Source organism: Paenarthrobacter sp. GQ52 (assembly GCF_059759005.1).
Genome location: NZ_JCAXEJ010000002.1, coordinates 410,235 through 422,585, shown reverse-complemented (window position 1 = coordinate 422,585; position 12,351 = coordinate 410,235). Strand labels below are relative to the sequence as shown.

Below are 12,351 nucleotides of genomic sequence, written 5' to 3'. Positions count from 1 at the left end.
GGTCTCCTGGTCTTATAAATCGTGGGGCCGCGAAGCGGAAGCTTGTGGGACGGATCGACGCGTCAAAACACTGGGCACATGACACGGAGCCTAAAAGGAGATAGTCTCCTCTTATGAAGAAACCATACGGAGAGTATCTCCGTTTTGTCAAGGTAAAGGTGAATCATGTCCACAACCACTGCAGGTAAAGGCCGGAGCCCGCGGGCTGACGCCCAGCGCAACAGGGATCACATCCTTGACATCGCCGCTCAGTATTTCTCCGAGCACGGCGTCTCAGGGTCGCTCGACGCAATTGCCAAAAAGGCAGGGGTAGGCGCGGGAACCCTCTACCGTCACTTCCCCAACCGGGAGACTCTGCTCGCTGCCCTGCTCACCGCGCGCGACGAGGAACTTGTGTCCAGGCGGGATGCTATCCGGGCGGGAGTGACAGACGCTGCCAGCGGTCTTGAACAATGGATTAAGGCTCTGATCGATTGGGCTGGCGCCTTCGACGGGTTGCCCGAACCGCTCCGCGCAGCGACCACCACCGAGTCTTCCCCGCTGGGAATAACCTGTCAGGGATACATCACCACGACCGATGAGTTTTTGCTGGCCGCCCAGCAAGAGGGCAGCGCACGCCGCGAAGTACGCGGGCGTGACCTCTTCCTCGCCGCATTGGCCACCAGTTGGGTACACGACGCCGCCATGGCCGATGAATTTTCAACACAGGCCCTGATTTCCCTCACCAAGAACGGATGGGCTACATCCATCAGGACGGATTCCGGACACCGAGCCGCATCAACTGAACCGCAAGGGCCCCGCCGCTAACTGCCGGCGTCCGTTTTCACCAGTTCCTTGATCGATAGGAAATTCCATCTTGACGGTACCCTTGAGCGTTCTCGACCTTGTCTCCATCTCCGAAACTTCCACCGCCCGGGAAGCAATCGCGGCCTCCATGGCAGCGGCCCGCGAAGTGGATCGGCTGGGGTATCACCGGCTTTGGTTCGCTGAACACCACAACACTCCGAATCTGGCCTCCAGCGCGACCGCGCTGCTGATCTCGCAAGCGGCCTCTGTCACCGAACGGATCCGGGTGGGTTCCGGCGGGGTGATGCTGCCCAACCACGCCCCGCTGATGGTGGCCGAGCAGTACGGGACCTTGGCCAATATGCATGGGAACCGGATCGATCTGGGACTGGGCCGGGCACCTGGCACGGACGCGATGACCGCCCAGGCGCTGAACCGGTCCTCGGCCGAGCCGCAGGCATTCGCCCAAAGCATCTATGACCTGCAGGGCTGGTTTAGTGACACCGGCACCGCACACAGCATGCCCATCGTCTCTGCGGCGTCCGCTGGGACCCAGGTTCCCATATGGGTGCTCGGATCCACCGTCAGCGGCGCCTCCATCGCCGGCCAGCTGGGCCTGCCATTCGCCCTGGCCTCACACTTCGCTCCCGACCAGATCGATCAGGCCATCCACGTATACAGGGAAGCCTTCATGGCAGACTCACCCGCCGCTCAGATCGAGCAGCCTTACGTGATGGCGGGCATCAACGTCATGGTCGCCGACACCGACGCCGAAGCCGAACGGGAGTTCACTGTCATCGAGCAAATGTTCGGTGACGCCCAGACCGGGCGGCGCCGCAAAATCCAGCCCCCTTTGGACCCAGCTACCCTCACCGGACACGGCGGGGCCAGCCCCATGCTGCGGGTCAAGGCCGTGGGCGCTCCTGACACGGTGAAGGCCCAGCTGCAGGAGTTCGTGGAGCGCACCGGTGCCGATGAGCTCATCACCGTCACCTACGCGTTTGACCCAGCCGTGCGAAACCGATCATTGCAGCTGCTGGCCGAGACATGGCTATGAGCAAAGGCGACTGGCTAGCTCAACCCGAACCCCAGTCAGGCGCAAACGGTCGAGTGCCGGCATTCATGAGTTGTCTTTGAACTCAACCGGCGCCCACATGAAATTTTTGGATGCCAGAATACCAGTGTGAATTTTCAAGTCGGACTGAGAAGGAGAAGGACATGCGGATCGGAGCATTGGCGAAAAAGACCGGCGTCCCCGCCCGGATGCTGCGGTACTACGAGGAGCAGGGCCTGATACGTCCACGACGCCTGGACAACGGCTACCGGGAGTATGACGACTACCTCGTGGACAGGGTAGGGAAGATCCGCGGGCTGATCGACTCAGGAATACCGACCCGCATCGTCGCGGATATCCTGCCGTGCCTGAACAAGCCGCAGACGATTCTCGTCAATGACCCGGACCCCGAGTTGCGCGATATCCTGATGCGCGAGCGTGACCGCATGAGCCTGAAGATCGACTTCCTTATCCAGAACCGCGACGCAATCACGCGCTACATTGATGCCCTGGACCACGCCACCTCAACCCGCCAAGGGTCCCTGGCGAGTTAAGCCAACCCTCGCGGCCACGCGAAGCAGGTGTCAATAACGATCAGCCTCACTCGATTTGACATTAACACTAATGGCAAGGTTGCACCATTAGTACATGACTGAACCTCGTCTTGATTCACTGTCACCGGTCCCATCAACGCATCGATCGGGGCCGACTCCGAAGGCTATGCGCCATGCCTTATCGGCGTTCGCCACGGGCATCGCCTTTGTCGCAGCGGAGGTGGAAGGCCGGACCGTGGGAATGCTCGCGAACTCCTTTACCTCGGTGTCGCTGGACCCACCGCTGGTCTCGGTCAGCTTCGCCCGTACCTCCACTACATGGCCCCTACTCCAACGAGCCAATCACTGGGGCATTAGCGTCCTCGGGTACCAGGACAAGCATCTCGTTCCGCTGCTGTCGCGGCCGGCGGCCCATCGCTTTGACGATGTCGAGCATGAAGTCAGCGTGAAGGGCGGGGTACTTCTTCCGGGCGCGGTCGCCTCGTTCACCGTGACCCGGGACGCCGAGATCGACGCAGGAGATCACGTCCTGACACTTCTTCGCGTCCTCGACACACACCGCGATCCGCAGCAGACACCTCTTGTCTTTTACGGCAGTGCCCTCCACCAGTTGGCGGCATGAGCCACCAACCCACCCTCTCGAACTCCTCTTCCACACCCTCCCCTTCATCCTGAACGGAAGCTCATGACCAAGCGCACAATGATCCTCGGCATGCAAATCAACAACGGCTACGGCTCCCAAGGCTCCGCATGGCGGGCGCCCGGCGTAGACCCGTCCAACTACACCAACTATGACGCGCTGGTGCGCTACGCGCAGGCCGCTGAGCGTGGCAAAATTGCGTTCCTGTTCCTGCCCGATACACCAGCACTGACGGGGAACCTGGAGCACGAAGCACCCCAAATGACCCTGGACCCGATGATGACGCTGGCCGCCATCGCGAGGGGAACCGAACGCATCGGGCTGGTTGCCACCGGGTCCACCACCTTCAACGAGCCGTACAACATCGCCCGGCAGTTCAAAGCACTGGACGTAATGAGCCACGGACGCGCCGGCTGGAATGCTGTGACCACCAGCGATCCGTCCGCTGCCGCAAACTTCGGACAGGAGATCGCACCGCGCCCGGAGCGCTACCAGCGGGCCCATGAGACAATCCAAATAGCCCAGGCACTATGGGGAAGCTGGGAAAAGGAAGCCTGGACCCGGAACAAGGACACCGGGAGCTTCGCCGATACCTCCAAGATCCGGCCGCTCGACCTCCGCGGAGAACACGTCTCCTCACGTGGCCCGCTGCCCATCCCCCCATCCGAGCAAGGCCAACCCGTCATCTTCTCCGCAGGAGGAGGCGAATACGGGCTCGGACTGGCCGGACGCTACGCCAGCGGAGTCATCGGCGCCGCCTTCACCATAGAGGACGCTGGCGCCCAGCGCGACGCAGCCCGCAACGCAGCCCGCCAGGCAGGACGCAATCCCGACGAAATCAAGTACTTTGCAGGCCTCATGCCCGCCATCGGAGCCACCAAACGGGCGGCACTGGACCGCCGCCTCATGCTGGGCGAACGGACCTTCCCGGCCCGGGTGCCCTACCTCGGCTCAATGCTCGGACTGAGCCTAGACCCAAGCAAGCTGGATCATCCCCTCACCCAGCACCAGTTGGCTACAGCGAAAGCCAGCCCCTTTGACCCCCGCTCCCGCCGGGCCCTCGAGGTCGCCCGCGAAGGCTGGAGCATCCGGGACATCCTCGCCCACGGAGTCATCGACTACCACCCCACCCCAGTCGGCGATGCAACCGTCATCGCAGACCACATGCAGGAATGGTTCGACGCAGAAGCAGTCGACGGCTTCTGGATCTCCATCGACATCTTCGAAGACGGCATCGACACCTTCGTCGACGAAGTAGTCCCCATCCTGCAGGAACGCGGCCTCATGCCCACAGACTACGAAGGCACTACACTCCGGGAGCATCTTGGCGTGCCGGACCAATACGGAATCGACAGCCGCCTCCAGTAAACCCCGGACGGCATTGCAGCGCGAGCGTCTCGGCTAGGCGTGGTCCCCCCGCCTATCTCCGGGCGCTCTGACCGCAGCAAGAAAGACATGGAACGAATTGCCAGTTACCGTCGCAGTGAGCGCTTCGGTTCCGTCGAGGACTGTTTTGGGGGGAGTCGCGCGTGCCGTAAAGCACTGAAACATGCACTAGATGCAGGAAACTCACAGCTGTAATTGGTCCAAGGGCGAATGCAGTCGCTGACTAAGGAACACTCACATCCAGCAAAGTCGTCGACTGATCCGTCATGGGACGGGAGTTCTGGCAGCGTGTGCTACTCCCGTGCGTTTAGGCCGTTATCGGATGTTCCGTGTCGCTCAAGGTGTAGAGATTAGGGCGAGAAACAATCGTTGGGCAGGAGCGTTTTCCGCCGTCAGGCGGGAAGGAGGGCGCGTCCGCCGGCGGTATCCCGGCCAAACGCATGCTGTGACGAATGGATCGGTGCCGGTCGTCATGCTGTGCAGCGACTGGCGGTCTTCCGCTCTGCAAAACGAGGGTCTCCGCCTCGGGAATTCTAGCTAGGGCATGTCGAGCCGGGTTTTGTAGGCGGTGTTTTTGTTGGTGTTCCAGCCGGCGATGATGCCGGCTCCGAGCATTTGGTCGGTGAGTCTTGCGAAGCGGTAGCCGGGGTCTGTGTCGAGGGCGAGTTGGAGGTATTGGTGTGCTTTGGATCCTCGTCCTTCCCACCAGTTGATGTAGCCGATGGTGGTGAGGATGGGTGCTGCGTGTTGTGGGCTGGTTCGGGTGTAGGCGTGGAGGAGGAGTTGTTGTGCCCATTCGACGCGGGACCATTTGGGGGAGGCCTCGGTTTGGGCGAAGAGGATGTGTTGGGGTGGTTCGTCGATGCCGGGGATGTCGGCCATGAGCCGGTCGCGGAGGTGCGGGAACTGGAAGTTCGCGATGAGCTGGGTGCAGTCCTCGTCGGTGGGGAAGTCATTGCTGTCGAGCATGCCCGTCCAGAGACGGCTGGCTTGTAGCGCCGCTTGATGGGGTGCCTGGGCGCGGATGGCGTGCATGCAGTTTTCGACGGCGGTGGCATTGTCTGCTTCATGGGTTGCTGCTGGGAGGGTGATTTGGTTGGTGGGTTGTATGGTGCTGCCGCGGTAGATGAATTCGGCGTTGACGCGGCTGTATTCAGTGGTGCTGAGGGGCAGGCTGATGTCTTGTCCGGTTTCGCTGTCGTAGGGGGAGTAGGTGTCGTCGCTGACGAAGATTCCGTCGCGGATGGTGATGCCGTTTTCGGCAAGGACTCCGGTAATGGCGGCGATGGTGGCTGCGTGTGGTTTGGGCTGGCCTGGTTCGCAGTGCTGGGAGGTGTAGAGGGCGAAGACGATACTCGTCGCGCTGGTGTCGCTAGTGAGGTAGCTGCTGACTGTCCTGGCGTAGGGAAGTTCTGTTCCGGGGTGTCGGGGGAGGTCGATGCGGAGGGTGGCGCCGACTTTGCCCTTGTCCAAGGTGATGCAGACCAGGCTTTCTTTGGGCCAGAATCCTAGGGTGTGCCCGATGAAGCTCAGCAAGTCTGCCGGGTCTTTGATGGTGAGCGCATTCATTGTCCTGTTCCTTTGTGCGTGCGTTGTGTCTTTGGCCTTTGCGCCGTTCTGATAGGGGACTTGTGCGCTGATACGGAGCTGGAACGTAACTAGGGTGACCGGGGCAGGTCCTCGGAAGGGGCCAAGTGACGTGGGAGCGCTGGGCCAATTTCCAGGCGTTCGGAATCGGCGCGGTGACGCCATGGTTGCGCGGAGGCCCATCCAGCGATGATCGGGATATCAGAACGACAAACAGCGTTGTTGCTTCTGGCTATTCATGGGCGGGCCGATGTGCAGCGTCATGACTGCGCGGCCCTAGTCTTCTGCATGTGGCATCGCTTGGCGGGATCGCTGCGCCGGATGGGCGGGGGACTGCTTCCAGTCCCGACATATGCGCCGCTATCGGCATCCTCCGTGACGGACAGTTAAACCTCAGCCAGTCCATGGACCACAGCTCAGACCCTTTTGCACACGCATGACAGGCGAAAGCGGGCTATCTCTGCAATATCCGGCCGGAGTCCGTTCTGTACGATCGAGCGGTCACAGGGCTGTTGCGGTCTGTGGGATGTTAGGGTGTGCGACTGCGTGTGGTTGGGGCGGTAACGTCATGCGGACACTCCACCGACAACCGTGGATCGAGGTGTCTGTGCCATTGCCCGGATTCACGATGGCGGTACTCGGGCAGGACTAGCGCAAAAGGCTGGGTAGCTTCGCGGAATGAACTTCCTGGAGCCGAGAAGCGATGGGACGCTTCAAAGGACGCGGCGGTTTAGCCAGCGAGGACAACTGCCACATCACGGCGTCGTCGGCGACGTGTCACGACGCGCCGTATATCCCGGCGACACGCTGGAGATTTAATGTGGCTAAGTAGTCCACAGGGTGTGGATTTCATCTCTGACTTCGGCGGAATCACGGACATTTTGAGGCGCCTGCCCTGTGGACGAGCGGTGGATTGAATGACATGGTTGTAATACATCATCTTGGGGTTCCGGTGAGGCTCTTGCACTACATGTAGTGTCTAAGTGTGTCCTAGCGGCACGAAAAAGCCTCAGGGTAATCCCACCTTGAGGTTAGGGGCTACCGACTGAGGCTATTTTCGTTCCCTTGCGACCGGGATGAGAAGAGCCTACATCCTCAAGACTTGCTCAAGAAATGCTCGGCGAGTCGTTAGGAGGGTCGGCGGCCACGCCTATCTCTCAGGAGTGGTATGACAATTTCACTTGAACAAACAGGATTCCGAGACCTCGAAAAGGTCCTGGGTGCCAGCATTTCCACGCTGGACATCACCGAGAACGAGAGGGCTCAGGTTACCTCCCGTTATGAAAGCGTCGGGGAGATCCTGGACAAGCACTGGGCCGATTCACCTGCCAACAATCGGGTGTACGTACAAGGTTCATTTGCCCTCGGCACCATGACCCGAAAGTTCCACCGCAATGATGACGTCGACATCGACCTTGTCGTCTTGCGCGGAATTCAGGCCGCTTCGACCACCCAATCCGATCTGAAGGAAGACACCGGTGCGGGCCTCCGGAAGTTCGTTGCGGCGTCACGGCCCAAAGCCTCGCTGGCGGAAAACGAGCGGTGCTGGACGCTCGAATACCCCGGCATGCACATCGACATCCTTCCCGCAGTTCCTGATACGTCGCCAGAGCGAGGGTCGGACGACGGCATCCTGATCACAGATCACGACGTAAGGTCTTGGCAACGTTCTGATCCCCGCGGCTACGCTTCGTGGTTTAGGCAAGTGACCCGTGAAGAGGTGATGCTAAAGGAAGTACTTCTGGCGAAACGTGGTGTCGACGTAGATGCGGTTCCGGACTGGACACGCAAGACAACGCTGCAACTAGCTGTGCAAGTACTCAAACGACACCGGGACATCTACTTCACCGGGCGCTTGGAACAGCGGCCTTCGTCAATTGTCATCACCACCCTTGCCGCGCGCGCCTACCAGAGGGGCGAGAATCTCTTCGAGGTCTTGCAAGGCATCTCCCGCAGATTGGTCGAACACATTCAAATGATCAACGGACAGCACGTGGTTGCGAATCCCGTGATGCCGGAAGAGAACTTCGCGGACTGCTGGGCCAACGAGCCCTGGCGCGCTGCCGCGATGTTCGAGTGGTCAGAAGCGGTTTCCCGCGACGTCAACTCAATCGCTGCTCGTAGCGGCAACGACAACGTCCTCAAGGGGGTGCGGATGGTACTCGGCGAGGATGCAGCATTGGCCGGAGCCCGGGCGCTCAGCAACCCGCTCGTTGAAGCACGGCAATCGGGATTCCTGCGCGCAGAGAGTGGCACAGGAACACTGTCAATTGCCGGTGCAGCGACCATTACACGACCAGTCCGACCGCACATATTCCACGGAGGCGGGATGTGAGCCCCGGCCGTTTGAACCTCGGCCAACAAGCGTTGGGACTCAGGAGCGTTTACCCCGACGGCTCGGTGTGGCTTGGTCCTAACAGCCTGGTTTGGAGGGGACGACTGAAGCCTTCAGAGCTGTCACGTGAATACATCATCGAGATCTCCCTCAAGGTGGGACATAACCCTGTTGTGAACTTAGTAGACCCGCCACTGGAACCAAATGCTCAAGGCGCACTTCCGCATATATGGGACGATGGTTCGCTGTGCCTCAACAAGCCGGGACAATGGTCCTCAAGGATGCACTTGGTGGACACGATCTTGCCTTGGGCTTCGGAATGGTTGTTGCACTACGAGATATGGAAAGGCACGGGGTTATGGCTCGGGGATGGGCCGGGTGCCGAATCCCAGGACGCACAGTCAAAGCTCTTGCACCCTGTGCCTAACAGCATGCGTAAAACCTGAACGGTCAAACAGTGTCATTTGCGTTGCTAAACCCCGCCGGGCCCAGCTTGCGCTCCCACTCGGAGATGCTCGCCGGGCACGGCCCGGGAACGTACTACTTAGGATTGGGTGAACTTTGGTGGGTAGAGGTTTCTCTGGCAGGAGACTGGATCCGAACGTGGACTTGATTCGTGAAGAATTTGGGCGAGTAGCCTACACGCATAAGACTCACGAGAAGGCCCGGGAAGAATGTAGCCGTAAAGCGTTTGTCTCCCAGTGGGTTAATATCATCTTCAACGCCCTAACTTTCGGCGGAGTGCTGACAAGCCTCCAAAGTGAGAACCGGGCGTATCTGTATGTGGCCTTGGGGTTTGCCACTCTGACAGCCGGATACAGTCTGTATCAACTCAGCTTCAATCCGAGGCAGGAAGCTGTGGAGCATCGGGAAGCTGCCAAGTCCCTGCTCAGGATTCGCGACAGCTATGTCCACTTATTAGCGGATGTAAAGGGGCATGCTTTGAGTGCCAAGGAGATTAGAGTCCGGAGAGAGGGGCTAAGTACCCGGGCGCAGGAAGTGTATTGTACAGCTCCAGATACCACCTCTAAAGCGTATCGTTTGGCTCAGCGAGCATTGAAAGAGCAGGAAGATCTCACGTTTTCCGACGAGGAAATCGACAAGTTCCTGCCCCGAAACCTTCGCAAGAACGCCTGTCGGCGCTAGCCACAGAACCTGCACCAAGCGAAACCGTTGGCGGGATTCCTTTTTGGCCAAGCACCGGTCAATAGCGTTGGTCGAACCTTCGTCTGCATTGTGCCCATCCGGAGCTTGACCTTGCCGTGAGGACATCACCCCTTGGCTGGGTCCGGGGTTTGCCTGGCTACCCGGATAACCGGCACTTGTTTCAAGCGGCGACCACGGCTGCAGCTGTGCGTGACTTCTTGTCAGCCGCCACGACAGACCGAGGGCTATGGGAGGTCTCCTCGGCGTCGCGTATTTACGACCAGGTGGGGGAGTGCCTCGGTGCAGGTTGCGGTCCCTGCCAAAGTCCGCCGAAGCACTGCGAGTTCACGCGCTCGTCGGCGGCGCCTGTCGAAGCCACAGGACGAAGTGAATGCCAGGGGCTTGTTCGTCCGACGTCAAGTAGGCAGCGCCGGTGCATGCGAAGTGGAGCGCAGGACTGGTTGCTTGGGGAGGTCGACGCTGAGAGTGGTTTCAACTTTGTCTTATGTCGATGGTGCTGCAGACTAGGCATGCTTGTGGCCAGAAGCCGAGGGTGTTGTCGATGAAGCTGAGCAGGTCGGCGGGGTGCGTTAACAACTGTCGTCGTTCATAGATGGCCATCGTGCTTGGATCATGATGAGCGCTACCTGTTACAAGACAGGAGGACCTTCTGGGCCACACCCATGCGGTGACAGGCGCCTCCGTTGTATGTGGCATGTGCTCTGCCACCACAAAGAGCGCGAACTGGAACAGCGAGTTCGTCGGCCAGGTCAGGGCTTGCCGTTAAAGAAACCCCAAAACGCCACCGGATAATAGGGGGAGTTGCCGGCTTCGGCCGGCCCAGTTTACTTCGTCAATATACTAAGGAAACTTATGAACCCTTCAACTGATGCCGAGCGCGTATTTGTGTATGTTGATGAATCGGAGTATGCCATCCCGGGGAAGAGCCGTGGGAGTCGGCCCATCTCCTATATATACGCCGTAGGGGCCGCGGTGGTCGAAGGGGAGGAGTCCCACACTGAGTTGCTCTCCAAGCTGGGACTACTTCGTGAAGAGGTAGCAAACGATCGCTCGATCGCAAACCATGACGAGCGGTTGAGGATATCATCCACAGGATGGCATTTAGCCGAAGATCAACTTACAACCGCAATCCCTTTGTGGCGGTTTATGGGTCAAGCCGTCGGGATCAAATATCACTATCGTTACGTCGAGATGCTGGAAAAAATAGAAGGAGCAAAACTCAGCCGCGCCTACGCAGTTCTGCACGCTTCCCTTGTGAACGACCTGGTGCGCCGCTACTCCCGGGACTACGACCTCAACTTAAGGTTCGAGGAGTACACCGATTTGAATTCACGGTTCGCTTCACTCGTTCAATACTGTGTGGACCGAGATGAGAGCTGGGACAGGCCTGTTCCCTCGGTTGAAATTCTAAGCAAGGGTGACTCCGACTTGTCGTCAGTAGTGGACTACATGGTCCTAGGGATCTCAAGACTCGTAGGGCAGAACGAAATCGATTGCGCTGAGGACGATGGCTGCAGCGGCCAATGCCGAAGAACATTGTTCGAAGCTAGCGGCCCGACTTTGGGGCACGTGAACTCAGCGCACGCGCACTTTCGCAATTTTGAGAACATTCGAGCCAGCCTCTCCTCGGTAAATCAAGTTCGATTGCATACGGGCGTCTTGTCGTGAGCGCGTATAGGCGTCATGGGCTACGATGGTTGGCGCACCCCCCGCGATGTAGATAAGTTGCCGAATCGGTACATTGTTCACTTTTTGTGTTGTCGCTACTGACCGGGGGGTCGCTACAGACTTCAGCTTGGATTGGCGTGACGCGGTGGAACACAAACTGGAATGGAGGAACCTGAAGTGGCAGCTTCAGGTCGCCGGGAGCTGGAACGACAGCCTCCCGGCAACTTCCAACACTTTGGAGTGGAGTCAGTGGGCCAATGAACACGTGCGCTCAGTGCGATTTAGGGGACGTGATGGGTGGCGCTCGGTAGGTCCGCTCGATTCCCTTTTAAAGCGTATGAACGCGGTGCTTCGAGGCTTTTATGTGGCTCCGGGGTCTGTTTTCGGCTTTGTTGCGCGCAGGTCAACTTATTCCGCGGCCCAAGTGCATGTGGGCGCCAAAACCGCACTCGTGGTCGACTTGAAAGACTTTTTTGGCCAGATCAGCATGGAACGGGTCCGGCATACCCTCAGTCCCTTTCTCGACGAGGAGGCCCTTGACGTCTTCGTCGGTTGTTGCATGCGCTCGAATGCACTGCCACTCGGGTTCCGCACCAGCCCCGTGATATCCAATCTCGTATTCCTTGATACTGATCGAGCAATTGAACAACTCTGTGACAGCCGTGATGTTAGGTACACGCGCTGGGTTGACGACCTCGTGTTCTCCGGGGAATCCGTTGACGATTCATTCCTGGGGGACCTCTTGGCACTACTTGAGGCATTTGGGTGGGTGCCAAATGAAAAGAAGACGAGATTCATGTCTACGAGACGCGTAGTACTTGGTCTCAACATAGCCAGCGGACTCGCGCGTCCGCATGTTCCTCGCGGCATGAAGAAGGAACTTCGTAAGCAGGTTTACTACCTGAACAAGCATGGGATGGCCCATTTCTCGCATCCTGGCGCATGGCCACTGCCAAGGATTTTGGGGATGATTGCCTACGTAAAGTCGGTAGACCCGAATCTCGCTGCCCAGTTCGAAGAAAAGCTCCATGTACTGCCCGCGAGTTCACGTCTTGCCGCCTACTCGAGTGCGGTGGGCGGCGGTCGCTGGCAGGTATCTATGCTCGAAGAGATTGGCCTCTGACCAGTGACAAACAGACCTTAACGTAGTCGTGTCGAACGCACCTACCACCGC

General features: G+C 59.1%; 11 protein-coding genes. 10 read left to right on the top strand and 1 reads right to left on the bottom strand.

Features of this window, described 5'->3' with window-relative positions; all coding sequences use genetic code 11:
- Window positions 1-165 precede the first annotated feature (165 nt).
- The 5 genes from AC6CH8_RS05420 (at window position 166) to AC6CH8_RS05400 (ending at window position 4,402) form a co-directional block, all read left to right on the top strand.
- Window positions 166-807 carry a TetR/AcrR family transcriptional regulator gene (locus AC6CH8_RS05420; RefSeq protein ID WP_498189207.1) on the top strand — a complete coding sequence of 214 codons (642 nt, stop codon included), beginning with the start codon at window positions 166-168 and terminating at the stop codon, window positions 805-807.
- Window positions 808-856: 49 nt separating this feature from the next.
- Complete coding sequence (locus tag AC6CH8_RS05415; protein WP_498189206.1) at window positions 857-1,843, top strand: LLM class flavin-dependent oxidoreductase; 987 nt, start codon at window positions 857-859, stop codon at window positions 1,841-1,843.
- A 161-nt stretch (window positions 1,844-2,004) separates the two neighbouring features.
- On the top strand, window positions 2,005-2,394 hold the full coding sequence (locus AC6CH8_RS05410) for a MerR family transcriptional regulator (RefSeq protein WP_498189204.1): 390 nt from the start codon (window positions 2,005-2,007) through the stop codon (window positions 2,392-2,394).
- 94 nt (window positions 2,395-2,488) lie between these two features.
- The gene (locus AC6CH8_RS05405) at window positions 2,489-3,016 is read left to right on the top strand and encodes a flavin reductase family protein (protein ID WP_498189202.1); all 528 of its coding nucleotides are present in this window, start codon (window positions 2,489-2,491) and stop codon (window positions 3,014-3,016) included.
- A gap of 63 nt (window positions 3,017-3,079) precedes the next feature.
- Window positions 3,080-4,402: an NtaA/DmoA family FMN-dependent monooxygenase gene (locus AC6CH8_RS05400; RefSeq protein ID WP_498189200.1), complete on the top strand. Its 1,323-nt coding sequence runs from the start codon at window positions 3,080-3,082 to the stop codon at window positions 4,400-4,402.
- Window positions 4,403-4,957: 555 nt separating this feature from the next.
- Here the strand turns inward: AC6CH8_RS05400 and AC6CH8_RS05395 are convergent.
- Complete coding sequence (locus AC6CH8_RS05395; protein ID WP_498189199.1) at window positions 4,958-5,989, bottom strand: DUF4192 domain-containing protein; 1,032 nt, start codon at window positions 5,987-5,989, stop codon at window positions 4,958-4,960.
- Between the two features lie 1,186 nt (window positions 5,990-7,175).
- Between AC6CH8_RS05395 and AC6CH8_RS05390 the strand changes: the two genes are divergently transcribed.
- From AC6CH8_RS05390 to AC6CH8_RS05370, 5 genes are all read left to right on the top strand, one after another.
- Window positions 7,176-8,342 (top strand): nucleotidyltransferase domain-containing protein, encoded by a 1,167-nt coding sequence (locus AC6CH8_RS05390; protein ID WP_498189197.1) that lies wholly within the window; start codon window positions 7,176-7,178, stop codon window positions 8,340-8,342.
- A complete protein-coding gene (locus tag AC6CH8_RS05385; RefSeq protein ID WP_498189195.1) occupies window positions 8,339-8,788 on the top strand; it encodes a type II CBASS E2 protein in 450 nt (149 codons plus the stop codon). Before AC6CH8_RS05390 ends, AC6CH8_RS05385 begins: the two co-directional genes overlap by 4 nt.
- Before the next feature lie 157 nt (window positions 8,789-8,945).
- Window positions 8,946-9,488 carry an SLATT domain-containing protein gene (locus tag AC6CH8_RS05380; RefSeq protein ID WP_498189193.1) on the top strand — a complete coding sequence of 181 codons (543 nt, stop codon included), beginning with the start codon at window positions 8,946-8,948 and terminating at the stop codon, window positions 9,486-9,488.
- An 873-nt stretch (window positions 9,489-10,361) separates the two neighbouring features.
- Window positions 10,362-11,177 carry a hypothetical protein gene (locus AC6CH8_RS05375; protein ID WP_498189191.1) on the top strand — a complete coding sequence of 272 codons (816 nt, stop codon included), beginning with the start codon at window positions 10,362-10,364 and terminating at the stop codon, window positions 11,175-11,177.
- Between the two features lie 127 nt (window positions 11,178-11,304).
- Window positions 11,305-12,300, top strand: coding sequence for a reverse transcriptase family protein (locus AC6CH8_RS05370; RefSeq protein ID WP_498189187.1), 996 nt, complete (start codon window positions 11,305-11,307; stop codon window positions 12,298-12,300).
- The last annotated feature ends 51 nt before the right edge of the window (window positions 12,301-12,351 follow it).

Excerpts from the sequence above, each read along its gene's own strand:
- AC6CH8_RS05420 (WP_498189207.1), top strand. The coding sequence starts at position 166 with ATGTCCACAACCACTGCAGGTAAAGGCCGGAGCCCGCGGGCTGACGCC.
- AC6CH8_RS05410 (WP_498189204.1), top strand. The coding sequence starts at position 2,005 with ATGCGGATCGGAGCATTGGCGAAAAAGACCGGCGTCCCCGCCCGGATG.
- AC6CH8_RS05405 (WP_498189202.1), top strand. The coding sequence starts at position 2,489 with ATGACTGAACCTCGTCTTGATTCACTGTCACCGGTCCCATCAACGCAT.
- AC6CH8_RS05400 (WP_498189200.1), top strand. The coding sequence starts at position 3,080 with ATGACCAAGCGCACAATGATCCTCGGCATGCAAATCAACAACGGCTAC.
- AC6CH8_RS05395 (WP_498189199.1), bottom strand. The coding sequence starts at position 5,989 with ATGAATGCGCTCACCATCAAAGACCCGGCAGACTTGCTGAGCTTCATC.
- AC6CH8_RS05390 (WP_498189197.1), top strand. The coding sequence starts at position 7,176 with ATGACAATTTCACTTGAACAAACAGGATTCCGAGACCTCGAAAAGGTC.
- AC6CH8_RS05375 (WP_498189191.1), top strand. The coding sequence starts at position 10,362 with ATGAACCCTTCAACTGATGCCGAGCGCGTATTTGTGTATGTTGATGAA.